Here is a 23,114-nt window from a genome sequence, read left to right as displayed (position 1 = left end):
GGCCCGACGCTAGCGCGTAGGGTGAAGACGCAAGGAACCACGGGAGCCCGGACACGGGCTGAGAGGGGACCGCACGAGGGTCCCGACCGTCGAACCTGATCCGGGTCATGCCGGCGCAGGGAGGGGTTGTCGGTGGAGCGCATCGTCGTCGTCGGAGCCGGGGTCGTCGGCACCACGGCGGCCTGGGTCGCGGCGCGCGACCACGTCGCCGCGGAGGTCGTGCTCATCGACCCGGTGTCCGGCTCCGGGGCCTCCTGGGTCGCGGGCGGTATGCTCGCGCCGATCACCGAGGCGTGGCCCGGTGAGCGCGAGGTGCTCGAGCTCGGCGCCGCCTCGCTCGCCCGCTGGCCCGCCTTCGCCGCGGACGTCGAACGGGCGTCCCGACGACGGGTCGGGCTGCGCACCGAGGGCACGCTCGCCGTGGTCGTCGACGCCGCGGACCGGGAGGACCTCGACCGTGTCGTCGCCCACCTGCGCGACTGGGGACGCGACGCCGAGCGCCTGACCGGCCGCGAGACCCGTCGTCGGGAACCCGCGTTGGGGCCGGCGGTGCGCGCGGGGATCGCGGTGCCGGACGACCTCGCCGTCGACAACCGGATGCTGCTCGCCGCGCTCCGCGAGGCCGCGCGGAACGCGGGCGTGATTGAGCGCGCGGAGACGGTGCACGCGGTGGTCGACGGGGGCGTGGAGCTGGCCTCGGGGACGTTCGTGGCCGACCGCGTCGTGGTGGCGGCCGGGGCGTGGTCGGCGACGCTGCACCCGGCGCTGGCGGACCTGGTGCGACCGGTGAAGGGCGAGATCCTGCGGCTGCGGGCGCGGCCCGGGTCGCTGCCGCCGCCGCGGCACACGGTGCGGGCGCAGGTGTCGGGCCGTGCCGTCTACGCCGTGCCGCGCGACGACGACCGGCTGGTGCTGGGCGCGACGCAGTACGAGGTCGGGTTCGACCCTGACGTGACCGTCGCGGGCGTGCGCGACCTGCTGACCGACGCCGAGCGTGTGCTCCCGGGGATCGGGGACTACGCGCTGGAGGAGTCGGCCGCGTCGTTCCGGCCGGGGACGGCCGACAACCTGCCGGTGTTCGGGCCGGTGCCGGGCGGTCCGTCGGGACTCGTCGCGTGCTTCGGGCACGGGCGCAACGGCATCCTGCTGACCGCCCTGACGGCGGACGTGATGGCGGCGGTGCTGGCTGACCGTCCGGTACCGGACGACATCCGGGCCCTCGTGGAGGTGACGACGTGAACGTGCTGGTCAACGGGGACGTGACCGAGGTGGGGCCGGGCGCCACGCTCGCCGACGTGCTCGCCGCCCGTGGGGTGCCCGAGCGCGGGGTCGCGGTCGCGGTCGCGGGCGAGGTGGTGCCGCGGGCGGCGTGGCGGTCGACGACCCTGCGCGACGGCAGCGTCGTCGAGGTGCTCACCGCAGTGCAGGGAGGCTGAGATGGACGATCTGGTGATTGCCGGACGCAAGTTCGGCTCGCGCCTGATCATGGGCACCGGGGGTGCGGCGAACCTGGCCGTGCTCGAGCGCGCGCTCGTGGCGTCGGGGACGGCGCTGACGACCGTCGCCATGCGGCGGCTCGACGCCGGCGGCGGCCCGGGAGTGCTCGCGCTGCTCGAGCGGCTCGGGATCGAGGCGCTGCCGAACACGGCCGGCTGCCACACCGCGGCCGAGGCCGTGCTCACCGCGCGACTGGCCCGCGAGGCGCTGGAGACCGATCTCGTCAAGCTCGAGGTCGTCGCCGACGACCGCACCCTGCTGCCCGACCCCATCGAGCTCCTCGACGCCGCCGAGCAGCTCGTCGACGACGGCTTCACCGTGCTGCCGTACACCAACGACGACCCGGTGCTGGCCCAGAAGCTCGCCGACGCCGGGTGTGCCGCGGTCATGCCGCTGGGCTCGCCGATCGGCACCGGGCTGGGCATCCGCAACCCGCACAACATCGAGATGATCGTCGCCGCCGCGTCGGTGCCGGTCGTGCTCGACGCCGGGATCGGGACCGCCTCGGAGGCGGCGCAGGCGATGGAACTCGGCTGCGACGCCGTCCTGCTGGCCACCGCCGTCACCCGCGCGTCCGACCCGGAGGCGATGGCGACGGCGATGCGCCTGGCCGTGGAGTCGGGCCGGCTCGCCCGCGGGGCCGGTCGGATCCCGCGCCGGTACTGGGCGCACGCGTCGTCGCCGGCGGTGGACTGACGTTCCCTCGGTGGCAGCGAAGCCCTATCGGCGTGCTCGTCCTACTGCTGTCAGATCCAGTGGCAGGAAAGCCACATCGTCGGACCGGGCTGTTGGCGAGACGTCACGAGTGCTGCTCGGGTAGGCGCTGCTAAGGGCCGGGTGAGGAGGAAGACCACCGCCGCCTCATAGTCGTTCCACGCGCGGCGGGGGAGGCCGTCGATCTGGTCGGCGACGTGGGGGAGATGCTCCTCGAGCTCGTACACCTCGAGCGACAGATGTGGGCCTTGGCCCGGGTCACCTCGAGGGGCTCGTCCTCCGGAGAGGGAACGCCGGTGATGCGCTCGGCGATCTGCCGCGCGAGTCGCCGGAACCGCGGACGGTCCGCCTGGAGCACCGCGATACCGCGCCAGCGCTCGACGCAGGTCCAGAGCCGCTCCTCGTCGCCGGTCGCGCGAGCGTCGATCAGCGCGGCGTCGAAGCGCTCGCGGTCCTCGGGGAGGAGACACCCGCGGATGACCTCGGGCTTCGCGCCCGGCGCGAGGGACTGGAGGTCAGGCTCTCGCTCGTCGTGCAGGCTGTCGCTGGCGACCACGCGCCGACCGTACCCCGGGTCACCGACAGCAGAGTCCCGATCCCGACGACCAGGTCGCGATGGCAGGAAAGCGTCGTTGCTGTCATCCAGTGGCAGCAACGACGCTTTCCTGCCACAAGGGGGGCGGTCAGTCCGCCAGGTGGTCCTCGATCAACGGCACCACGACGTCGGCGCGGTGCATGAGCTGGTTGTGGGTCGCCCGGGGCACGACGGCGAGTGTGGCGTCGGGCAGCAGGTCGCGGGAGAGCTCGGCGTGCGTGACGGTCACGAAGTCGTGGTCGCCGATCATCACGAGGACGCTCGCCGTGACCCGGCGCAGGTCGTCGTCGGGCCAGCCCGCGGCGTTCATGACGACGGGTCCGAGCTTCGCCATGACGTCGTCGAGGTCGGCCGCGCCGTCCGGGGCGAGCCGCTCGTGCTCGCGCCGCATGGCCGCGAAGTCCGCCTCGGTGGGCATGCGGGTGGAGGTGGCCCAGCGGTCGGGGTCGGTGATGTCGGGGTGGTAGCCGCCGGCGCGGACGAACCCGGAGGCGAACACGAGGCGCCGCACCCGGTGAGGGTGGCGGATCGCCAGCTCCAGCGAGGAGAGCGCGCCGAGCGAGAAGCCGCAGACGTCGACCTGCTCCAGCCCGAGGTGGTCGAGCAGACCCAGCAGGTCGCCCGCGAGCGCGTCGATCGTCGGCTCCCGGTCCACGTCGGCCGTGCGGCCGTGACCCTGCTGCTCGACCGCCACCACCCGTCGTCGGGAAGCCAGCGGGGCCAGCACCGACGAGAACGAGAGGTCGATCGTGTGGTGCCCGCCCGGCACCAGCAGGAGCGGCACGCCGCCGGAGCCGTGCTCCTCGTAGTAGAGGTCCACGGGCCCGAGCGGCGCGAAGGGCATCGTCAGGAACGCCCTTCCAGGGAGGCCTTGAGGCGGGGGAGGGTCTTCTCGATGGCGCGGGTGTTCGCGGCCGGGTAGCGCAGCAGCTCCAGCACCACCGGGGCCCGCGACTCCGACCAGTCGAAGGTCTCGGTCACCTTCGTGCCGCCGTCGACGGGCGTCAGCTCGTAGCGCCAGCGGTGGTGGCCGACGTGGCGCCAGGCGATGCGGCGGTCCTGCTCGAACTCCACGACCGTGTTGCTGATCGTGTAGGGCACCCCGAGCTTCATGCTCATGCCGAATGTCGACCCGAGGGAGAGCCGGTCCGGGCCCTTGATCGCGGAGCGCACGGTGCCGGAGCCGTCGAACTCGCCGTGCCGGCGGGGGTCGGCGAGGAGGTCGAAGACCGCCGACGGCGGGGCGTCGATGACGATGTCGCGGCTGACCTGGCGGGTGCTCACGGGCGCGCAGCCTAGTGAGGATGTGGCTTTCCTGCCGCTGGATGCCGGCAACGACGCTTCGCTGCCACGGGCTAGTGCAGCGACACCGGCAGCGCATCCACCCCGTAGACGATCGACGTCCCGCGCAGCGGCAGGGTCCGCTCGTCGGTGGCCATCGTGAGGGCGGGGAAGCGGCGGAGCAGGGCCGGGTAGGCGGTGCGCAGCTCCATGCGGGCGAGCTCGGCGCCGATGCAGCGGTGGATGCCGTGCCCGAACGCGAGGTGCGGCGTCGGTGGGCGGCGGGGGTCGAAGACCTCGGGGTCCGCCGTGAGGCGCGGGTCGCGGTCGGCGGCCGAGAGGGAGACGAGGATGCCGTCGCCCTCGGCGATGTCGACGCCGCCGATCGTCATGGGCTCGGTCGCGAACCGGGGGAACGCGATCTGCACGACCGTGAGGTAGCGCAGCAGCTCCTCGACGAACCCGTGGACGGAGTCGGGCTCGTCGCGGACCATCGCGGCGACCGCCGGGTCGCGCAGCAGGATGACGCCGCCGAGCGCGAGCATGGACGCGGAGGTCTCCAGCCCGCCGGTCAGCAGACCGTCGGCGAGCTCGGCCAGCTCGTCGGTGCCGAGCTCGTCGCCGTGCTCGCGGATGAGCATCCCGAGCAGGCCGTCGCCGGGCTCGGCGCGCTGCCGCTCGACCACCCCACGGAGGTAGACCAGCGACTCGGAGATCTTGTCGAACGCGGCGGTGGCGCCCGCGAGCAGGTCGAACCGGGCGGTCGAGAGCGCCTGGAACTCGTCGCGCTCGTCATAGGGGATGCCCAGGAGCTCGCAGATCGTGAGCGAGGGGATGGGCGTCGCGAAGTCGCGGACCAGGTCCACCTCCTCGCCGCGCGCCGCCAGGTCCGCCATCGCGTCGAGCCGGCCGTCGACGATCTCGGTGATCCGCGGGCCGAGCCGGGAGAGCCGTCGTCCGGTGAACTCCGGGGTGAGCAGCCGACGCAGGCGCGTGTGGTCGGGCGGGTCGGTGAAGCCGAGGCCGCCGGGGTTCTGGCCGCTGCCGATGCCGGCCCGGCCGACGAGGTTCCCGAAGTCGGTCGACAGCCCGTGCGTGCGGCCGAGGACCTCGCGGGCCTCCTCGTGCCCCGTGACCAGCCACGCCTTCACCCCGAAGGGCAGCGGGAAGTCGCGCACCGGGTGGTCCTCGCGAGCCTCGCGGAGGTCGGACACCGGGTCCAGCCCCTCGCGGCGCAGCGGCATCAACGCGTAGTCCGGGATCAGCGACATCGGGTCGAGACCGCGGCGGGAGCGCCAGGCGAGGTAGTGCCGGGCGACGAACCCGGTGGCCCGCGAGCGCACCGCGTCCAGGCCGCGCGCGAGCACGGTCCCCGTCCTGTTCACGGTCACCACGCCCCCTACCTTCCCGTACGGACCGGTCCGACCTGGACGTCGGGGTGCAGGGTAGGACGTTCCGGCGTGTCGGTCGGGTGAGGGTGGCGTGTCACTGGTCTCGTCCGTGATCCGGGGGCGGTCCCGAGGTCACCGACGTGGCTCCGCGCAGCCCCATCCGCGCCAGTTCGACGTCGGCCAGTCGGATCAGCACCGGCAGCTCACCACGCCGCCAGGCGCCCGCCGCGTCCCCGGACGGCCCGGCGGCCCGCCGGATCCGGCCCGGTGAGCCCCGTGTCAGCGCCCGCAGCGCCAGCAGGTCGACGTCGAGGGCCCGCGCGGCCACCGCGTGCCGGGCCCGGAGGATCCACCGCAGTCGCAACCAGAACCACGTCGTCACCACGGGCAGGGCCGCCACCACGACGACGAGCCACGCCAGCCCCGTGGCGATCGCCGCCACCGCCTCGACCTGGGCGCGGCCCGCGTCGGCGAGCGAGGTCCCCGCGTCGGTGCCCGGGGAGAACGCGCCCGCCAGCCGGTCGCCCACGAACGGGACCCCGCCCGCGGCCTCGGCCGCCCCGCTGAACACCCCACTGACCCGCTCGCCCGCGTCGGTCAGCCCGCGGCCCGGCGCCTGCAGCGTGAGCACCAGGTCGTGCAGGGCGAGCGCGGCCGACACCACGAGCGCGGCCCAGACGAGGACCGCGATGTCCGCGAGGACCTGCAGCATCCGTCGTCGGGGCCGTTCGGCGTAGAACAGCAGGGACCGGCGGGGCGGCGGGAACAGGCTCACGTCCCGGTGTGTGCCCTCCCCGACGGGGGCATACGCGACCATGAAGGTCGCGCTGCTCGACGACTACCAGCGGTCCGCCCGGTCGATGGCCCAGTGGGAGCGGCTGGAGGGCGCGGAGATCACCGCGTTCGACCACCACCTCGGCGGGCCGGACGACGTCGTCGCCGCGCTGGAGCCCTTCGACGTCCTCGTCGCCATGCGCGAGCGCACGGCCTTCCCGGCCGACGTCCTCGACCGCCTGCCGAACCTCCGGCTCCTCGTGACGACGGGCCCCGCGAACGCCGCGATCGACATGGACGCCGCCGCCGCGCGCGGCGTCACGGTCGCCGGCACCGGCGGGGTGTCCGACAACGCCCCGACCGTCGAGATGACCTGGGCGCTCATCCTCGCCGTCGTCCGCCACCTCCCCGAGGAGGAACGGCGGGTCCGCGACGGCCACTGGCAGCAGACCCTCGGGCGCGACCTCAAGGGGCGCCGGCTCGGCGTCGTCGGGCTCGGCGGGATCGGGAAGCCGGTCGCGGCGGTCGGGCAGGCGTTCGGGATGGACGTCGTCGCCTGGAGCCGCCACCTCGACCCCGACGACGCGCGGTCGGTCGGCGTCACCCCGGTGTCGAAGGAGGAGCTCTTCGCGACGGCGGACGTGGTCACGATCCACATGAAGCTCTCGGCGGGCAGCCGCGGCCTGATCGGGCGCGCCGAGCTCGACCTCATGACGGAGAACGCGGTGCTCGTGAACACCTCACGCGGCCCGATCGTCGACGAGGACGCGCTGCTGGCGGCGCTGCAGGAGGGCCGGATCGGCGGTGCGGGCCTCGACGTGTTCGGTGTCGAGCCGCTGCCGGTCGACTCGCCGTGGCGCTCCGCCCCGCGCACGGTGCTCACCCCGCACCTCGGCTACGTCACCGCCGCGACGTACGCCGCGATGTACGCCGACGCCCTGGAGGACATCGAGGAGTGGGCGGCCGGGCGGCCGGTGCCGCGGGTGATCGCAGGTGGCTCCGCCAGGTGAGCACTCAGTGGGCCTATAGCGCCAGTTAGTGCTCACCTGGGACGGAGTCCCACGCCGCGATCGCCCACAGCGGGGAGACCGGGCCGGTCCCGGCGCCCAGCGGGTAGGACGCCGCGACGGCGCGGCGGATGTAGCGCTCGGCGTAGGCGACGGCGTCGGGCATCGCCAGGCCACGGGCGAGCCCGGCGCAGATCGCGCTGGCCAGGGCGTCCCCGGCGCCGTGGACGTCCGGGGTGTCGATGCGCGGCCCGGTGAACTCCCAGGTGTCGGTGCCGTCGGAGAGCAGGTCGACAACGTCCGGTGACCCGTGCAGGTGCCCGCCCTTGACGAGGGCCCAGCGGGCGCCCAGGTCGTGCAGGGCGTCGGCAGCCTTCCGGGCAGTGTCCCGGTCGGTGACGGTGACGCCCGCGAGCAGGCGGATCTCGTCGAGGTTCGGGGTGGCCAGCGCCGCGCGCGGGAAGAGCAGCGTGCGGATGGCCTCCATCGCGTCGTCGGCGAGGAGCGGCTCGCCGTACATCGAGGCGGCGACCGGGTCGAGGACGAACGGGGTGGTCTCCCGGCCGATCCCCACCTCGTCGATCACGCCGGCGATCGCCGTGATGATGTCCGCCGTCGCGAGCATCCCGGTCTTGGCGGCCCCGACGCCGATGTCCGTGACGACCGCCCGGACCTGCGCCGCGACCGTCTCCGGCGGGACGAGGTGCACGCCGCTCACCCCGAGCGAGTTCTGCACGGTCACGGCCGTCATCGCCACGCAGCCGTGCACCCCGCACGCGGTCATCGCCCGCAGGTCGGCCTCGATCCCGGCGGCGCCGCCGGAGTCGGAGCCGCCGATCGTCAGCACGCGGGGTGGGGTCTCGGCCATGGGACGCAGTGTGGCCTACGCGCTGCACGGGGGCATATTCGCGTGTACATGGTTGACATGAAATGCAAGATGGCCGCCAATGGGCTCCGTGGTGAGGACCTACCGGCAGGGCGCGCGCGCCGACGCCACCGCGCGCACCCGGCGCCGCATCCTCGACGCGGTCGGGGACCTGGCCGAGGAGCGGCGATCGCTCGAGATCGTGCTGGCCGACGTCGCCCGGCGCGCCGAGGTCAGCGTGCAGACCGTGCTCCGGCACTTCGGCACGAAGGATGCGCTGTTCCTCGCGGCGCGCGACCACCGCCTCGACGCCGCCCGCGCCGAACGGGCGGCCACACCCGGCGACGTCGAGGGCGCCGTGACCGCCCTCGTCGACTTCTACGAACACCACGGCGACTGGAGCCTGCACATGATCAGCCGGGAACACACCGATCCGGTGGTCGCGGACGTCGTCGGACGGGGCCGCGTCCTGCACCGCGAATGGGTGGCCGAGGTGTTCGCGCCGGCGCTGTCCGACGACGACGGGACCCGCCTCGACCTGCTCGTCGTCAGCACCGACGTCCACGTCTGGAAGGTGCTGCGCCGCGAGATGGGGCACGACCCCGCGACCACCGGGGCGCGCATGCTCGCCCTCGTCCGGGGAGTGCTGCCGTGAGCCGGGTCCTGGCGGTCACCTGGGACGGCGGCGGGAACGTGCCGCCACTGCTGGGGATCGTGGCGGAGCTCGTCGGGCGGGGCGACGAGGTCCGGGTGCTCGGGCACCCCCGGCAGGAGGAGGTCGCGACCGCGGCCGGGGCGGACTTCCACGCCTACCGCCACGCGCGGGCCTTCTCCCCGCTCGTCCCCCGCGGCACCGTCCGCTTCGCCGCCGACTACCTCGCGACGTTCACCGACCCCGGCCCCGGCCGCGACGTCGCCGACCACGCCGGGTGGGCCGACGCCGTGCTCGTCGACGCGCTGCTCCCGGCCGCGGTCCACGCCGCCGTCCGGTCCGGCGTCCCGACCGCCGTGCTCGCCCACACCTTCGTCGCCTACCTGCAGCGCTGGGCCCGGGGGCCCGTCGGGATCGCCGCGGCCCTGCGCGGCCGGAACCCGGCGCGCGGGTGGTCCGCGGCCGACGTCGTCCTCGCCGCGACCGACCGCGAGCTCGACCCGGCCCGGTCGACCCCCGCGAACGTCCGGTACACCGGCGTCGTCGGGCCGGGGGCGCGGCCCGCGTGCCCGGGCGAACCGCTCGTGCTCGTCAGCCTCTCGACCATCGACTTCGCCGGGCAGCAGGCCGCCGTGCAGGCCGTCCTCGACGCGCTCGACGGCCTCGGGGTCCGGGGCTTCCTGACGACGGGTCCCGCCGTCGACCCGGTCGGGCTCCGCGTCCCGGCGGCCGTCGAGGTGCACCGGTTCGCGCCGCACGCGGACGTGATGCGCCGCGCCTCCGTCGTGGTCGGACACGGCGGCCACGGCACGACGATGCTCGCGCTCGCCCACGACCTCCCGGTCCTGGTGCTCCCGCTCCACCCCCAGCTCGACCAGCCGCTGGTCGGGCGGGCGGTCGCCGACGCCGGAGCGGGCCGGGTACTGCGGCCCACGGCGGGGGCGGGGGCGATCCGGGCCGCCCTCGTCGAGCTCCTCGCCGACGGCCCGCATCGACGGGCGGCCGCCACCGTCGGCGCGCGGCTCCGGGAGAGGTCCGGGGCCGCGGCCGCGGCGGACGTGATCGGTGGCCTCCGGCCTCGTGAGCAGAAAAGGTCGTGATAGCGACCATTTCTGCTCACAAGGGCGCCGCCCACAGACTCGACACCGGACCGTGCCCCGCGCCCAGCGGGTACGAGTCCTCGACGGCCCGGGTGATGTAGCGCTTCCCCAACGCCACGGCGTCGACCAGCGACATCCCGCGCGCGAGCCCGGCCGTGATCGACGAGGCCAGGGAGTCGCCCCCGCCGTGGGTGTGCGGCCGGTCGAGGCGCGGCGAGCGGAACTCGTGCTCCTCACCGGACGCCAGCGACAGCAGGTCCACGCAGTCGGCCTGCCGACGACCGGACACCGCCTCCAGGTGCCCGCCCTTGACCAGCACCGCCTGCGCGCCGAGCGCGTGCAGCGCCCGTGCCGCCTCCCGGGCGGACGCGTCGTCGACCACCTTCACGTCCACGAGCAGCGCGATCTCGTCGAGGTTGGGGGTCACGAGCGTCGCCCGCGGCAGCAGCTGCGTGCGCACGGCGTCGAGGGCGTCGTCGGCCAGCAGCGACGACCCGTGCATCGACGCCGCCACCGGGTCGACCACGAACGGGATGCCGCCCGAGCCGATCCCCACCTCGTCGCACACCGCCGCGATCGCCGCGATGATCTCGGCGGTCGCGAGCATCCCGGTCTTCGCGGCGTCCACGCCCATGTCGCCTGCGACGGTGCGGATCTGGTCGGCGACGACGTCCGGCGGAATCGGGTGGAACCCGCTCACCCCGAGCGAGTTCTGCACCGTCACCGCCGTGACCGCCACGGCGCCGTGGACGCCGCACGCGGCGAACGCGCGCACGTCCGCCGTCATACCGGCGCCGCCGCCGGAGTCGGTGCCCGCGATCGAGAGCGCGACCGGCGGGCTGTTCCGACGACGGGTCGGGTCGGCTTCGGTTGGGTGCTGCGGTGGTGAGGTGCTCATGACTCCCTACGCCGGCATTACCCGGTCAGGTTCGGCGGTCGGCGGCGCCTGACCCCGGGTCAAGCCGCCCTCTCAGCCCGCTCCTGGTGCGAGCTCCCGCGTGTGCAGTTGTGGTTCCGCCGCCCGACGGTGCCATCCGCCCGGTCCCGTCGCAAGGGATCGGGCACAGCTCATGATCACCGGTCCCCGGTCGGGCCCGCGCGGGTCCCGCGAACCCGCTGAGGGTCCTCTCGTCGGGGGTGTCAGCCGGTGAGCTCGGCCGGCACGGCGAGGACGTCGACCATCGCGTCACCGCGGAGGACGGTCACGGGCAGCGTCCGGCCGATGGCGTCGGCGAACAGGCGGCGCTGCAGGTCGCGAGCCTGGGTGACCGGCTCGCGGTCGGCGTCGACGATGAGGTCGCCGGGCTTGAGACCGGCCTTCGCGGCGGGGCTCTCGCGCACCACCTCGGCCACCCGCAGGCCCTGGCGCCGGCCGAGGCGCAGGGCCACGTCGACCGGCAGCGGGGCCGGGGCGCCGACGACGCCCAGGTAGCCCCGGCGGACCCGACCGTCGCGGCGCAGGCTCGCGACGATGGCCCGGGTCGTCGAGTTCCACGGCACGGCGAGGCCCAGCCCGACGCCCGCCACCGCGGTGTTGATCCCGACGACGTGCCCGCGCGCGTCCGCCAGGGCGCCGCCGGAGTTGCCGGGGTTGAGGGCGGCGTCGGTCTGGATGACGTCCTCCACGACGCGGCCGTCCTTCGTCGGCAGGCTGCGCCCCAGACCGCTGACGACACCCGCCGTCACGCTGCCCGCGAGCCCGAACGGGTTGCCGACGGCGACGACGAGCTGGCCCACGCGCAGGGCGCTCGCGTCGCCGAGGGTCACGGGGGCCGGGGTCGCCGCGTCGGGGTGCACGGCGAGCACCGCGAGGTCGGAGAGCGGGTCGGTGCCGAGGACGCGGACGTCGGCGTGGCTGCCGTCGGCGAACGTGGCCCGGCCGCCCCGGGCGCGGTCGACGACGTGCGCGTTGGTGACCAGCACCGTGCCGGGGCCGGCCGGGTCGTCGATCACGACCGCGCTCCCGGCACCCCGGGGCCGCTCGGGATCGCCCACGGCGAGGGCAGCCACGGCCGGACCGAGGGTCTCGGCGACGGTGACGACGGTGCGGGAGTAGGAGTCGAGCTCGTCCACACCGTCGTGCTTACACCGTTGCAATGCCTACGGAGATCGTGTTCGTCGTGGGCGGATCCGCCCCGCCCATGACAGGGAAGCGTCGTTGCTGTCACCCGGTGACAGCAACGACGCTTTCCTGCCACAGGAGGCCGTCAGTGGCCGAACGGGTCCGGGTCGACGCCGGGCAGCCACGAGTGGCCGGGGACGCCCCAGCCGTGGTTGCGGACGGCCCGCTTGGCCGCGCGCTTGTTCCGGCCGATGAGCCGGTCGGTGTAGACGAGGCCGTCGAGGTGGTCGGTCTCGTGCTGCAGGCAGCGCGCGAAGAAGCCGCGGCCCTCGACGCTGACCGCCCCGCCCTCGACGTCGCGCCCGGTGACGCGCGCCCAGTCGGCCCGGCCGGTCGGGAAGTTCTCGCCGGGCACCGACAGGCAGCCCTCGGCGTCGTCGTCCTCGTCGGGCATCGTCTCCGGGACCTCGCTCGTCTCGAGGACGGGGTTGACCACCACCCCGCGACGACGCTCGCCCTCCAGCTCGGGGTCCGGGCAGTCGAACACGAACACGCGCCGGCCGACCCCGACCTGGTTGGCGGCCAGTCCCACCCCGTGGGCGGCGTCCATGGTCTCGAAGAGGTCCTCGACGAGGGTGCGCAGGGCGTCGGAGCCGAACTCGTCGTCGGCGAACGGGGTCGTCGGGGCGTGCAGCACGGGCTCGCCGGTCACGACGATCGGGCGGACGGTCACGGCGGGCGAGCCTAGACGGCGGTTCCGTCGCAGGTGGGCGCTGGTGACGACGTGCGTTGCCGGGGTGTTGTCAGAGGGTCGTGGTTGAATGGAGGGCACGCGAATGACACCCGTGTCATTCGTCGCGACGGTTCCCGTGGGGGCCGACGGAACGACTCCGAGGAGCGTGATGGACGCACCTGCAGCAGTGACCGGCCCGGCCCCGTCCGCCGGTCGCCACGCCTCGGCGCCCGACGACGGACTCACCCGCCGGGACCGCGAGATCCTCGCGTTCGAGCGGCAGTGGTGGAAGTACGCCGGCGCGAAGGAGCAGGCGATCCGCGAGCTGTTCGACATGTCCGCGACGCGCTACTACCAGGTCCTCAACGCGCTCGTGGACCGTCCGGAGGCCCACGCCGCCGACCCGATGCTCGTCAAGCGGCTGCGGCGGTTGCGGCAGACACGACAGCGAGCCCGTGCGGCGCGTCGCCTGGGTGTGGAGCCGACGTAGTGGTCTCCTGATCCCTCGAACGGTTATCGCCGGAAGGGGAGCAGGGTCATGACGGGTCCCGGGGAGTCCGGCGCCTCCCGCTTGCGCATCGCGGGGGTCGCGCTGCTCGGCGTGGCCGCCATCGCCGCCGTCGTGGGCCTCATCAGCCTCGGCGGCCAGGGCACGTCCAGTGCGCCGGCCGCCTCTCCGACGTCGACCGTCGCGCCCGCTCCGGGCGACACCGCGGCTCCGGGTGCGTCGGGCGTGCCGGGTGGGCCGGGGGCGGTCCCGTCCGGTGCGCCGGGCGCCGACGGTGCGGGTCAGCCGGGCCAGCCCGGAGCGCCGGGTGCCCTGGCGCCCGGTGCCGCGCCGCCGGTCACCGAGGCCCTGCCGCCCGTCGCGGCGGCGCCGCCGATCGTGCCGGGCGACGGCTCCGGATCGGGGTCGGGTGGGGGCGCCGGGGGCGGAGCCGCGAGCTTCGCGACCGTCCCGGTGCGGGTCTACAACAACTCGACGATCCGCGGGCTCGCCGAGACGGCGGCCGGGCAGATCAAGGGCCGCGGCTTCGACGTGGTCGAGACCGGTAACTACGCCCAGGGCGTCATCCCGGTCAGCACCGCCTACTACCGGCCCGGCAGTGGGGAGCAGGGCGCCGCCGAGGCGCTCGCCGCGTCGTTCGGCATCCGTGCCGAGCCCCGCTTCCCCGGCATCGAGGGCGCGTCGCCCGGCGTCATCGTGATCGCGACGAACAACTGGGGCCAGAACGCGCAGAAGGGTTCCTGACCCCGAGCGTGGCGACCTGCTGACACCCGGTGTCAGCCGTGTGCCACCGCTGACACCGCGGCCCCTCACCCCCGGTTCGCGTAGGCCTCCAGCTCGGCCAGCTGCCGCGGGTCCAGGGACGGCCGCACCACCCGGCGGGCCGCCTCGAAGTGGGCGGCGGTGACCTCGGTGGAGTCCAGCGACTCCCGCATCGCCGTGAGGGCCGCCTCCCGGACGAGTGCGGCGCAGTCGGCCGCTGAGTAGCCCTCGAGCGAGGCACCGAGGGCGTCGAGGTCGACGTCGTCGGCCAGCGGGGTGGATTTCGATGCCGCGCGCAACACGGCCGCGCGGGCCTCCGCGTCCGGTGGGGGCACGTAGATCTGGCGCTCGAGCCGGCCGGGCCGCAGCAGGGCCGGGTCGATGAGCTCCGGGCGGTTCGTGGCGCCCAGCACCACGACGTCGCGCAGCGGGGTGGCGCCGTCGAGCTCGGTGAGCAGCGCGGCGACGACCCGGTCGGCCACTCCGGCGTCGGACGACCCGCCGCGGCGGGGGGCGAGCGCGTCGACCTCGTCGAGGAACACCAGGGCGGGCGCCGCGTCGGCGGCGCGGCGGAACAGCTCGCGCACCGCCCGCTCGGACTCGCCGACGTACTTGTCGAGCAGCTCCGCGCCCTTCACCACGAACACGTTGAGCTGCCCGGTCCCCGCGAGCGCGCGCATGAGGAACGTCTTGCCTCCGCCGGGCGGCCCGTACAGCAGCACCCCGCGGGGCGGGTCGACGCCGAGCCGGGCGAAGGAGTCGGGGTAGGTCAGCGGCCACAGTACGGTCTCGGTGAGCGCCTGCTTGGTGTCGACCATGTCGCCGACGTCGTCGAGGGTCAGCCCGCCGGAGTGCAGCGTCTGCGACCCCGAGGACGACAGGGACACCGGCCGGACCGACGTCACCGCGTCGAGCAGGTCGGACTGCTCGAGCACCAGGTCGTCCCCGGCATCCCCGCGCAGCGCCGCCCGCACGGCCGCCTCGCGACGGAGCGCCACGAGGTCGGCCGCGACGAAGCCCGGCGTCCGGAGCCCGACGGCCCCGAGGTCGACGTCCGTGCCCAGCGGCACCTCGCGCAGCAGCACCCGCAGCAGCTCCGCCCGGTCGCGGTCGCCCGGGGCGGGCAGGCCCAGTCCCCGGTCGACGAGGTCCGGGGCGCGCAGCCGCGGGTCGACCGCCTCGCCGCCCTGCGCCGTGGCCACGAGGGCGACCCCGTCCGCGACGACCGCGCGGAGCTCGTCGAGCACGACGGTCGCGAGCGGCGGCGGGTCGGACGCGGGCAGGAGGGTCTCGACGTCGGGCACGAGCAGCACGGTCGGCCCGCCCGCCGTGCGGGCGCGGGAGCACGCCGCCCGGACCCGCTCGACCGCGGCCCCCGCCTCCAGCGCGGCCGCCGCCGGCGCGTCGAGCACGACCACGCCCACCCCGGCCTCGGCGGCGACCGCCCGGACGAAGGTCGTGCGCCCGACGCCCTCCGGGCCGGTCACGAGCACCCCGAGCCGGGCGGCGGCACCGAGGCGCGTGAGCAGCTCCGGGCGCGTGAAGACGAGGTCCAGCCACTCCCGCAGCCGCCGCGCGGGGTCCTGCTGCCCGACGAGGTCGGTCACGGCGACGGCCGGCTCGGCCGCCGGCTCGGGTGCGGACGGCGCGGGCGTCCCGATCGACGCGGCGGCGAGCCCCGGGCCGGGCGCGGCGGGTCCGGTGGTGCGGGGCGCCGACGCGAAGAACCCCGACGGCGCGAACGTGCTCGACCCGTCGTCGGGAAGGCTCCGGGCACCCGTCCGCGGGCCGTCCCGCCAGCCGACGACCGTGCTCGGCGCGACGACGAACGCGCCCGGGCCGGCCGGGTCGACGTCGACGACGGTGACGAGCTCGGTGGTCCACGTGCCGCCGAGCTCGCGGGCCAGGCGGGTCCGGGTACCCACCGCGTCGGCGCCGGGCACGGGCGCGAGGTCCTGCGGCAGCAGCGAGACGGTGTCGCCGGGGGAGAGCACCTTGCCCGTCAGCGCCAGGCGCAGGGTCTCCGGGGCGACGGCACCGGCCGCGAGCTGCGAGCCGGACACGGTGACGGTGCGGGCCGCGGTCACGGTGACCGGCTCGACGGCCACGGGCGTCCCGGCGACGATCCCGGCGTTGACCATCGCGGTCTCGTCGAGGGTGGCGGTGCCCGGGGCGGTCATCCCGACGGCGGGTGCGGCGAGGGCCACCGTCGCGCGGGTGCCGACGAGGCGCACGGCGTCCCAGGCGGAGAGCCCCAGGGCGGAGAACACCTCGCCGTGCAGCCGGACGACGCCGCGCCGGGCGTCCACCGCGGAGGTGGAGAGCTGGGCGGTGAGGGTGACCTGCGGGCTGCTCACGACCGGTCCTGCCGGCGGCGGCGCGCGCCGAGCCGCTGCGGTCCGGGCCGGTCGCGGTTGATGGTCCGGCGGCCGGCGCGGGCCGCGGCACCTGCGACGCGGCGGGGCAGCGGGCGGCGCGGCGGCAGCAGGCCGAGCCGGCGGTGGGCGCGGCGGACGGCACGGCGCTGCCGCGGCGGCACGTGCCACACCTCGGGGTGCCGGTCCAGCCAGCGGTAGCGGTAGACCGCGTACGGGATGTGGGCCAGGTAGGCGAGGATCGCGACCGGGTAGAGCAGGAACGGCACCGCGACGATGGCCGCCGCCACGAGGCCCACCAGGACGAGGGCCGGGGCGATCGCCGTCGGCGGCACGCGGACGCTCTTCAACGAGGCCGTCGGGATCCGCGAGATCATCAGCGCGGCGGAGAGCACCGTCCAGATCGCGACCGTCACCGGCGCCGACCACCAGCCGGGCCCCAGCAGCAGCTCGGTGGCCAGCGGCGTCAGCGCGACGAGGGCGCCCGCGGGGGCCGGCACGCCGACGAAGAACTCCCCGGCGAACGGCTTGGCCTCGGTGTCGTCGGCCAGCGTGTTGAAGCGGGCCAGGCGCAGCGCGGCCGAGACGACGAGGACGAGGGCGACGACCCAGCCGATCCGCAGGTCGTGGAGCGACCACAGGAACAGGATCAGCGCGGGTGAGACGCCGAACGAGATGCAGTCCGACAGCGAGTCGAGCTCCGCGCCGATGCGGCTGGACGCGTCGAGGAGGCGGGCCAGGCGCCCGTCGAGTGCGTCGAACACCCCGGCGAGCGCGATCGCCGCGATCGCCCCGACCTCGTTCCCGGTGAGCATGAACTGCACGCCGGACAGGCCAGAGCACAGCGCGAGGACCGTGACGGCGTTGGGGAGCAGGCGGACGCCGGGGGCGGCGCGGACGTTCGGTGCGGTCGGCACGGGCACTAGGGCGCCTTCACGAGGTCGGCCAGCACCGTCTCGGCCCCCACGGTGCGCTGGCCGACGTGCACCCCGATCTCCGCCCCGGGCGGGAGCAGCAGGTCGACCCGTGAGCCGAAGCGGATGAGGCCGTAGGTCTCGCCGGCGACCACCTCGTCGCCAGGCTTCGCGTCGCACACGATGCGCCGCGCGACGAGCCCCGCGATCTGCACGACGGCGAGGTCACGGCCCGCCGTGTCGCGCAGCCACATCGCGGTGCGCGAGTTGGCCTCGCTCGCCTCGGGCAGGTCGGCGGAGACGAACGTGCCGGGGCGGTGCTCGACGGCCAGTACCTGGCCGTCGACCGGGATGCGCTGGACGTGCACGTCGTAGACCGAGAGGAAGGTGCTCACCCGCGGACGGGGACCGCTGGGGAACCCCTTGGCGATCAGTTCGGGCGGGGCCTCGGCATCGCCGATGACGCTGACCGTGCCGTCGGCGGGCGCCACCGCGATGTCGGCCCGCTGCGGCGTCGCCCGGTGCGGGGCCCGGAAGAACGCGGCGACCGCCGCCGTCGTCAGGACCGCGCCGAGGGTGCCGCGGCCGCGCAGGGCGCGCAGGGCGAGGGCGCCGGCGGCCACCGTGCCGATCACCGGCGCCCCGCCCGGGTGCAGCGGCGGCATCGTCTCGCGGACGAGGTCGACGGCGTGGAGGACCGGGTTGCGACGGGGGGCGGGGAGTTCCTCCCGCGCGGTCGCCGCGGGGTCGCCAGGTGCGGGGGAGCGATCGGGCACGGCCATCCCTTTGTCGACGACGGGTGCGAATCGAATCTATCGGGACGCTCCGGGTGGGGCCGGGGCCGCCATCCCCCGAGACGGCGACCCCGGCGAGAACCGCTCGTCCGCTCCCCAGCGACAAGCGGTTGGTCGATGCTGATCGGCGTGGCGTGCACGGCGATCGGCCATCGGGCGACCCGGGGGTGACCTCATCCGGCGAGTACGCCGAGTGAGTTCTCACACATGGTGCCCGATCTCGGGGGCGGTGCCAAACCGTTTTCGCGCCGATGGCCCAGCCGGGCCACTCGAACGGCGGCTTCCGCGCAGGTCCGCAGGGCCGGACCGATCCAGAGGGTCACGCGGTCACCGGGCGCGTCGTCAGCTCTCGAGCAGCCAGACCTCCACCTCGCTGCCGGCCGCCACCTCGGTGACCTCGGCGTCCACCACGAGCAGGCAGTCCGCGTGGGCGAGCGCGGCGAGCAGGTGCGAGCCCGCCCCGCCGACCGGGGACACCGTCCCGTCGACGGCGTCCAGGCGTCCCCGGCGGAACTGGCGACGGCCCGCGGGGGAGTGCAGGTCCTCCGCGACCCGGGCGCGCACGCGGGCCCGGTCGGGGTGCGGGTGCCCGGCGGCGCGGCGCAGGGCCGGGCGCACGAAGACCTCGAACGACACCAGCGAGCTCACCGGGTTGCCGGGCAGGGTCACGACGGCGACGCGATCGTCGTAGCGCCCCGCCCCCTGCGGCATGCCGGGCTGCATCGCGACCTTGGTGAACGCGATGCCGCGGGTGGTGAACGCGTCCTTGACCACCTCGTAGGCCCCCGCGCTCACGCCGCCGGAGGTGATGACGAGGTCGGTCGGCTCCGCGAGGGCCGCGTCCAGCGTCGTCAGGAACTCCTCGACGTCGTCGGGGACGAAGCGCAGCAGGCGTGCCTCGCCGCCCGCGTCCTCCACGGCCGCCGCGAGCATGGGGCCGTTGGACTCGTGGATCTGCCCGTGGCGCAGCGGCTCGCCGGGCGCGACGAGCTCCGATCCGGTGGACAGCACGAGCACGCGGGGCCGCCGGTGCACGGTCAGCTCCGGTGCGCCGACCGCGGCGGCGAGCCCGATCTGCGCGGCGCCCAGCACGGTGCCGGCCCGCAGCACGACCTGCCCGGCGGTGACGTCGTCCCCGGCGGTCCGCACGCTCTGCCCGGGGTCGACGGGACGCTCGATCGTCACCGTGGCACCGGGCAGCCCGCCGTCGGTCCACTCCACCTGCACCACCGCGTCGGCACCCGCGGGCACCGGGGCGCCGGTCATGATCCGGTGGGCCGTGCCGGCGGCGAGCGGCGGGCCGTCGACCCGCCCGGCCGGGACGTCCTCGGCCACCGGCAGCGTCACCGGCGTCGTGGCGAGATCCGCCGTACGGACCGCATAGCCGTCCATCGCGGAGTTGTCGAAGGGCGGCAGGGACACCGGCGACGACAGGTCCGCCGCGAGCACCCGGCCGCGGGCGGCGGCGAGCGGGACCGTCTCGGTGCCGGTGTCCGCGATCAGCGCCGCCACGGTCGCGGCGTGCGCCTCGACGGGCCGCATCGCCGCGGGGTCGCCGTGATCGTGTCCGTGCCCGTGTCCGCCCACGGCTGGACATCGTGCCCCGCCCGCGCCGACCTGGGGTGACGGGGGAGCGCGATCACGCCCGCCACCGACCGCCCGGCCTCTACCCTCGTCGCCGTGACGCGGACCGGGGGCGAGGCGGCGCGCAGCGCAGCGGAGCCGACGCGCGGGACGCCGGATACTGCGGCGCGCAGCGCAGCGGAGCCGACGCGCGGGACGCCGGATACTGCGGCGCGCAGCGCAGCGGAGCCGACGCGCGGGACGCCGGATACTGCGGCGCGNAGCGCAGCGGAGCCGACGCGCGGGACGCCGGATACTGCGGCGCGCAGCGCAGCGGAGCCGACGCGCGGGACGCCGGATACGGCGGCGCGCAGCGCAGCGGAGCCGACGCGCGGGACGCCGGTTACCGAGGACCTGACCGAATCTTCGCTCGGCCGCTACCGGGTCGAGGGCGTCATCGGCCGTGGTGGCATGAGCACCGTCTACCGGGCCACCGACACCCGGCTCGGCCGGGTCGTCGCCCTCAAGGTCATCGACCCCGCCCTCGCGGGGGACGAGGAGTTCCGCGAGCGGTTCCGCGACGAGGCCCGGAACACCTCCGCGGTCGACCACCCGCACGTCGTGCCGCTGTACGACGTCGACGCCGTGGACGACTGCCTCTTCATCGCGATGCGGTTCGTCGAGGGCCCGGACCTCGCCACCCTGATCGGTGGCCGGCCCCTCGCCCCGGACCGTGCGCTGCGGCTGCTCGACCAGGTCGCCGACGGGCTCGACGCGGTGCACGCCCACGGCCTGGTCCACCTCGACGTCAAGCCGGCCAACGTGCTCGTCGGCAGGACCTCGGCGGGGGCCGACCACGCGTACCTCGCCGACTTCGGCCTCACCCACCGCGGCGCCACCGGCCACCGCACCCGCGCCGGCGACTTCCTCGGCTCCCCGACCTTCGCCGCACCCGAGCACCTGCGCGGCGAGCCGGTCGACGCCCGCACCGACCTGTACTCGCTCGGGTGCGTGCTCTACGCCTGCCTGACCGGCCGCGCCCCCTACCGCGGCTCGGTCACCGAGGTCATCGACGCGCACTTCGCCGGGGACGTGCCGGCCGTGTCCCTCGGCGCCGAGGTCGACGCCCTGCTGCGCCGGGCCCTGTCCGTCGATCCCGACCGGCGCCCCGCGAGCGCCCGGGAACTCGTCACCGGCGCACGGTCCGCGCTCGCCCGGCGGCCACCCGTGGCCGGCCCCGGCTCCCGCCCGTGTGAGGGGAACCCTCGGGCCACAAGAGCGCTCGCATCCTCCCCTCACGGCGACGCATCGAGCCCGGCGCGCACACCGAGGCCGCCGCGCACACCGACCCCGCCGGCCCCACCCGGGCACCCGTCGGCGCGCCCGCCCGGGCCGCCGCGCCCACCCGGGGCAGGACCCGCCGTCGGGAACGGGATGCCGGTGCGGGCGCCGCTCCCGCCGCGGACCGCGCCGCCACCACGGCGCACCCAGGACCCCGCGACGCCCACCGACCTCGGCGCGTTCGGCGGCGGCCGTACGCCCGGGCGGCCGGTCGTGGCGCTCGTCGTCGGGGGAGTGGTCCTGGTGGTGCTGGTCGTCGTCCTCGTCCTGCTGCCGGGCTGACCCCGACGGGCCGGGTCGCTTGCACTCACCCCACCCGAGTGCCAGACTCGCGGCTGGCACTCGGTAGTGTCGAGTGCCAGGTCGGGTCGGTGAGACCGGCGCAATGGAGCCGGTCGTCCGTCGCGGGCACCCCCTGGCCGAGCACACGTGTCTCTCATCGGAGGACCACCCAGCATGGCCAAGATGATCGCGTTCGACGAGGAGGCCCGTCGCGGCCTCGAGCGGGGCATGAACAGCCTCGCGGACGCCGTCAAGGTGACCCTCGGCCCGCGCGGCCGGAACGTCGTCCTGGAGAAGAAGTGGGGCGCCCCCACGATCACCAACGACGGCGTCTCGATCGCGAAGGAGATCGAGCTCGAGGACCCCTGGGAGAAGATCGGGGCCGAGCTCGTCAAGGAGGTCGCGAAGAAGACCGACGACGTCGCCGGTGACGGCACGACGACGGCGACCGTCCTCGCCCAGGCACTCGTCCGCGAGGGCCTCCGCAACGTCGCCGCCGGTGCGAACCCGATGGCCCTGAAGAAGGGCATCGAGAAGGCCACCGAAGCCGTCTCCCAGGCGCTCCTGAAGTCCGCCAAGGAGGTCGAGACCAAGGAGCAGATCGCGGCCACGGCCTCGATCTCGGCCGCCGACGCGCAGATCGGCGAGCTCATCGCCGAGGCGATGGACAAGGTCGGCAAGGAAGGCGTCATCACCGTCGAGGAGTCGCAGACCTTCGGGCTCGAGCTCGAGCTCACCGAGGGCATGCGCTTCGACAAGGGCTACATCTCGCCCTACTTCGTCACCGACCAGGACCGGATGGAGGCGGAGCTGGACGACCCGTACGTCCTGCTCATGTCCTCGAAGATCTCGTCGGTGAAGGACCTGCTCCCGCTGCTGGAGAAGGTCATGCAGTCCGGCAAGCCGCTGGCGATCATCGCCGAGGACGTCGAGGGCGAGGCCCTGGCCACGCTCGTCGTCAACAAGATCCGCGGGACGTTCAAGTCGGTCGCCGTCAAGGCCCCCGGCTTCGGTGACCGCCGCAAGGCGATGCTCGCCGACATGGCGATCCTGACCGGCGGTGAGGTCATCTCCGAGGAGGTCGGCCTCAAGCTCGAGTCGGCGGACCTCTCGCTGCTCGGCCGCGCCCGCAAGGTCACGGTCTCCAAGGACGAGACCACGATCGTGGACGGTGCCGGCGACGCCGAGCAGATCGCGGGTCGCGTGACCCAGATCCGCTCGGAGATCGAGCGCTCGGACTCCGACTACGACCGCGAGAAGCTCCAGGAGCGGCTCGCCAAGCTGGCCGGCGGCGTCGCGGTCATCCGCGCCGGTGCGGCCACGGAGGTCGAGCTCAAGGAGCGGAAGCACCGCATCGAGGACGCGGTCCGCAACGCCAAGGCCGCGGTCGAGGAGGGCATCGTCGCCGGCGGCGGCGTCGCCCTGCTGCAGGCCTCGGCCGGCGACGTCTTCACCGGCCTCGGGCTGGACGGGGACGAGGCCACCGGCGCCAACATCGTGCGCACCGCGCTCGAGGCGCCGCTGAAGCAGATCGCGCACAACGCCGGCCTCGAGCCCGGCGTCGTGGCCGAGAAGGTCCGTGGACTCAACACCGGTGAGGGCCTCGACGCCGCCACCGGCGAGTACAAGGACCTGATCAAGGCCGGCATCATCGACCCGGCCAAGGTCACCCGCTCGGCGCTGCAGAACGCCGCGTCGATCGCCGCGCTGTTCCTCACCACCGAGGCCGTCGTGGCCGACAAGCCCGAGAAGGCGGGCGCCGGTGCCGGCGCCGACCCGACGGGCGGCATGGGCGGCATGGACTTCTAGTCCACGCGCTCTTCCTGACGACGGGCCGTACCCCCACCGGGGGTGCGGCCCGTTCGTCGTCTCCGGCCCCTCGTGGCAGCGAAGCGTCGTTGCTG

At 75.0% G+C, this 23,114-nt stretch carries 23 protein-coding genes and 1 riboswitch; of the genes, 10 read left to right on the top strand and 13 right to left on the bottom strand.

Features of this window, described 5'->3' with window-relative positions; translation table 11 throughout:
- The first annotated feature begins 29 nt into the window (after positions 1 to 29).
- Positions 30 to 139, top strand: a riboswitch (TPP riboswitch).
- The 3 genes from thiO (at position 133) to thiG (ending at position 2,193) form a co-directional block, all read left to right on the top strand.
- The gene (gene thiO / locus A3CO_RS0111535; RefSeq protein ID WP_018332401.1) at positions 133 to 1,239 is read left to right on the top strand and encodes a glycine oxidase ThiO; all 1,107 of its coding nucleotides are present in this window, start codon (positions 133 to 135) and stop codon (positions 1,237 to 1,239) included. (Overlaps the previous riboswitch by 7 nt.)
- Positions 1,236 to 1,436: a sulfur carrier protein ThiS gene (gene thiS, locus A3CO_RS0111530; protein ID WP_018332400.1), complete on the top strand. Its 201-nt coding sequence runs from the start codon at positions 1,236 to 1,238 to the stop codon at positions 1,434 to 1,436. Before thiO ends, thiS begins: the two co-directional genes overlap by 4 nt.
- A gap of 1 nt (position 1,437) precedes the next feature.
- Complete coding sequence (gene thiG, locus A3CO_RS0111525; RefSeq protein ID WP_018332399.1) at positions 1,438 to 2,193, top strand: thiazole synthase; 756 nt, start codon at positions 1,438 to 1,440, stop codon at positions 2,191 to 2,193.
- A gap of 130 nt (positions 2,194 to 2,323) precedes the next feature.
- On the opposite strand, the gene A3CO_RS31615 is transcribed toward thiG, so the two are convergent.
- The 5 genes from A3CO_RS31615 to A3CO_RS31610 form a co-directional block, all read right to left on the bottom strand.
- Entirely contained in the window at positions 2,324 to 2,767 is a 444-nt protein-coding gene (locus A3CO_RS31615; RefSeq protein WP_018332398.1) for a DUF6247 family protein, read from the bottom strand.
- A gap of 127 nt (positions 2,768 to 2,894) precedes the next feature.
- Complete coding sequence (locus A3CO_RS0111515; protein WP_033414293.1) at positions 2,895 to 3,650, bottom strand: alpha/beta fold hydrolase; 756 nt, start codon at positions 3,648 to 3,650, stop codon at positions 2,895 to 2,897.
- A 2-nt stretch (positions 3,651 to 3,652) separates the two neighbouring features.
- Positions 3,653 to 4,090 (bottom strand): SRPBCC family protein, encoded by a 438-nt coding sequence (locus tag A3CO_RS0111510; RefSeq protein WP_018332396.1) that lies wholly within the window; start codon positions 4,088 to 4,090, stop codon positions 3,653 to 3,655.
- Between the two features lie 71 nt (positions 4,091 to 4,161).
- Positions 4,162 to 5,481, bottom strand: a complete 1,320-nt coding sequence (locus A3CO_RS0111505; RefSeq protein WP_018332395.1) for a cytochrome P450 — start codon at positions 5,479 to 5,481, stop codon at positions 4,162 to 4,164.
- A gap of 91 nt (positions 5,482 to 5,572) precedes the next feature.
- Positions 5,573 to 6,253 carry a hypothetical protein gene (locus A3CO_RS31610; protein WP_157647434.1) on the bottom strand — a complete coding sequence of 227 codons (681 nt, stop codon included), beginning with the start codon at positions 6,251 to 6,253 and terminating at the stop codon, positions 5,573 to 5,575.
- 40 nt (positions 6,254 to 6,293) lie between these two features.
- Between A3CO_RS31610 and A3CO_RS0111495 the strand changes: the two genes are divergently transcribed.
- Complete coding sequence (locus tag A3CO_RS0111495; protein WP_018332393.1) at positions 6,294 to 7,262, top strand: D-2-hydroxyacid dehydrogenase family protein; 969 nt, start codon at positions 6,294 to 6,296, stop codon at positions 7,260 to 7,262.
- Positions 7,263 to 7,287: 25 nt separating this feature from the next.
- Here A3CO_RS0111495 and thiD (A3CO_RS0111490) read toward each other — a convergent pair whose 3' ends face one another.
- Positions 7,288 to 8,127 (bottom strand): bifunctional hydroxymethylpyrimidine kinase/phosphomethylpyrimidine kinase, encoded by an 840-nt coding sequence (thiD, locus tag A3CO_RS0111490; protein ID WP_018332392.1) that lies wholly within the window; start codon positions 8,125 to 8,127, stop codon positions 7,288 to 7,290.
- 79 nt (positions 8,128 to 8,206) lie between these two features.
- Here thiD (A3CO_RS0111490) and A3CO_RS35710 point away from each other — a divergent pair, with 79 nt between their 5' ends.
- Together A3CO_RS35710 and A3CO_RS0111480 are read left to right on the top strand one after the other, a co-directional pair.
- The gene (locus tag A3CO_RS35710; RefSeq protein ID WP_018332391.1) at positions 8,207 to 8,779 is read left to right on the top strand and encodes a TetR/AcrR family transcriptional regulator; all 573 of its coding nucleotides are present in this window, start codon (positions 8,207 to 8,209) and stop codon (positions 8,777 to 8,779) included.
- Positions 8,776 to 9,876 (top strand): glycosyltransferase, encoded by a 1,101-nt coding sequence (locus A3CO_RS0111480; protein WP_018332390.1) that lies wholly within the window; start codon positions 8,776 to 8,778, stop codon positions 9,874 to 9,876. Before A3CO_RS35710 ends, A3CO_RS0111480 begins: the two co-directional genes overlap by 4 nt.
- Positions 9,877 to 9,892: 16 nt before the next feature.
- Here A3CO_RS0111480 and thiD (A3CO_RS0111475) read toward each other — a convergent pair whose 3' ends face one another.
- The 3 genes from thiD (A3CO_RS0111475) to A3CO_RS0111465 form a co-directional block, all read right to left on the bottom strand.
- Positions 9,893 to 10,774, bottom strand: a complete 882-nt coding sequence (gene thiD / locus A3CO_RS0111475) for a bifunctional hydroxymethylpyrimidine kinase/phosphomethylpyrimidine kinase (protein ID WP_051085922.1) — start codon at positions 10,772 to 10,774, stop codon at positions 9,893 to 9,895.
- A 242-nt stretch (positions 10,775 to 11,016) separates the two neighbouring features.
- A complete protein-coding gene (locus A3CO_RS0111470) occupies positions 11,017 to 11,949 on the bottom strand; it encodes a S1C family serine protease (RefSeq protein ID WP_018332388.1) in 933 nt (310 codons plus the stop codon).
- A gap of 134 nt (positions 11,950 to 12,083) precedes the next feature.
- Positions 12,084 to 12,671, bottom strand: coding sequence for a peptide deformylase (locus A3CO_RS0111465; RefSeq protein WP_018332387.1), 588 nt, complete (start codon positions 12,669 to 12,671; stop codon positions 12,084 to 12,086).
- A 169-nt stretch (positions 12,672 to 12,840) separates the two neighbouring features.
- Here A3CO_RS0111465 and napA point away from each other — a divergent pair, with 169 nt between their 5' ends.
- Entirely contained in the window at positions 12,841 to 13,161 is a 321-nt protein-coding gene (napA, locus tag A3CO_RS0111460; RefSeq protein ID WP_026204508.1) for a nucleoid-associated protein NapA, read from the top strand.
- A gap of 48 nt (positions 13,162 to 13,209) precedes the next feature.
- Positions 13,210 to 13,923, top strand: coding sequence for a LytR C-terminal domain-containing protein (locus tag A3CO_RS0111455; RefSeq protein WP_018332385.1), 714 nt, complete (start codon positions 13,210 to 13,212; stop codon positions 13,921 to 13,923).
- Between the two features lie 65 nt (positions 13,924 to 13,988).
- On the opposite strand, the gene A3CO_RS0111450 is transcribed toward A3CO_RS0111455, so the two are convergent.
- The 4 genes from A3CO_RS0111450 to moeA all read right to left on the bottom strand — a co-directional run bounded on the left by A3CO_RS0111450 (position 13,989) and on the right by moeA (position 19,566).
- Complete coding sequence (locus tag A3CO_RS0111450) at positions 13,989 to 16,298, bottom strand: AAA family ATPase (RefSeq protein ID WP_018332384.1); 2,310 nt, start codon at positions 16,296 to 16,298, stop codon at positions 13,989 to 13,991.
- Positions 16,295 to 17,239 (bottom strand): CDP-alcohol phosphatidyltransferase family protein, encoded by a 945-nt coding sequence (locus A3CO_RS0111445; RefSeq protein WP_018332383.1) that lies wholly within the window; start codon positions 17,237 to 17,239, stop codon positions 16,295 to 16,297. The genes A3CO_RS0111450 and A3CO_RS0111445 overlap by 4 nt, the downstream gene beginning before the upstream one ends.
- A complete protein-coding gene (locus tag A3CO_RS0111440) occupies positions 17,239 to 18,012 on the bottom strand; it encodes a phosphatidylserine decarboxylase (RefSeq protein WP_018332382.1) in 774 nt (257 codons plus the stop codon). Before A3CO_RS0111440 ends, A3CO_RS0111445 begins: the two co-directional genes overlap by 1 nt.
- A gap of 354 nt (positions 18,013 to 18,366) precedes the next feature.
- Positions 18,367 to 19,566, bottom strand: coding sequence for a molybdopterin molybdotransferase MoeA (moeA, locus tag A3CO_RS0111435; protein ID WP_026204506.1), 1,200 nt, complete (start codon positions 19,564 to 19,566; stop codon positions 18,367 to 18,369).
- Between the two features lie 492 nt (positions 19,567 to 20,058).
- Between moeA and A3CO_RS31600 the strand changes: the two genes are divergently transcribed.
- Together A3CO_RS31600 and groL are read left to right on the top strand one after the other, a co-directional pair.
- Entirely contained in the window at positions 20,059 to 21,210 is a 1,152-nt protein-coding gene (locus A3CO_RS31600; RefSeq protein ID WP_018332380.1) for a serine/threonine-protein kinase, read from the top strand.
- Positions 21,211 to 21,384: 174 nt separating this feature from the next.
- Entirely contained in the window at positions 21,385 to 23,019 is a 1,635-nt protein-coding gene (gene groL / locus A3CO_RS0111425) for a chaperonin GroEL (RefSeq protein WP_018332379.1), read from the top strand.
- Positions 23,020 to 23,114 lie beyond the last annotated feature (95 nt).

The organism is Actinomycetospora chiangmaiensis DSM 45062 (assembly GCF_000379625.1).
Taxonomy (GTDB): Bacteria; Actinomycetota; Actinomycetes; order Mycobacteriales; family Pseudonocardiaceae; genus Actinomycetospora; species Actinomycetospora chiangmaiensis.
This window is presented reverse-complemented; position numbering and strand designations above follow the sequence as displayed.

Coding starts and splice junctions, on each gene's coding strand:
- thiD (WP_051085922.1), bottom strand. CDS start 10,774: ATGAGCACCTCACCACCGCAGCACCCAACCGAAGCCGACCCGACCCGT.
- A3CO_RS35710 (WP_018332391.1), top strand. CDS start 8,207: ATGGGCTCCGTGGTGAGGACCTACCGGCAGGGCGCGCGCGCCGACGCC.
- thiG (WP_018332399.1), top strand. CDS start 1,438: ATGGACGATCTGGTGATTGCCGGACGCAAGTTCGGCTCGCGCCTGATC.
- napA (WP_026204508.1), top strand. CDS start 12,841: ATGGACGCACCTGCAGCAGTGACCGGCCCGGCCCCGTCCGCCGGTCGC.
- A3CO_RS0111495 (WP_018332393.1), top strand. CDS start 6,294: ATGAAGGTCGCGCTGCTCGACGACTACCAGCGGTCCGCCCGGTCGATG.
- thiD (WP_018332392.1), bottom strand. CDS start 8,127: ATGGCCGAGACCCCACCCCGCGTGCTGACGATCGGCGGCTCCGACTCC.
- A3CO_RS0111455 (WP_018332385.1), top strand. CDS start 13,210: ATGACGGGTCCCGGGGAGTCCGGCGCCTCCCGCTTGCGCATCGCGGGG.
- groL (WP_018332379.1), top strand. CDS start 21,385: ATGGCCAAGATGATCGCGTTCGACGAGGAGGCCCGTCGCGGCCTCGAG.
- A3CO_RS0111515 (WP_033414293.1), bottom strand. CDS start 3,650: ATGCCCTTCGCGCCGCTCGGGCCCGTGGACCTCTACTACGAGGAGCAC.
- A3CO_RS31600 (WP_018332380.1), top strand. CDS start 20,059: ATGAGCACCGTCTACCGGGCCACCGACACCCGGCTCGGCCGGGTCGTC.
- A3CO_RS0111440 (WP_018332382.1), bottom strand. CDS start 18,012: ATGGCCGTGCCCGATCGCTCCCCCGCACCTGGCGACCCCGCGGCGACC.
- moeA (WP_026204506.1), bottom strand. CDS start 19,566: ATGCGGCCCGTCGAGGCGCACGCCGCGACCGTGGCGGCGCTGATCGCG.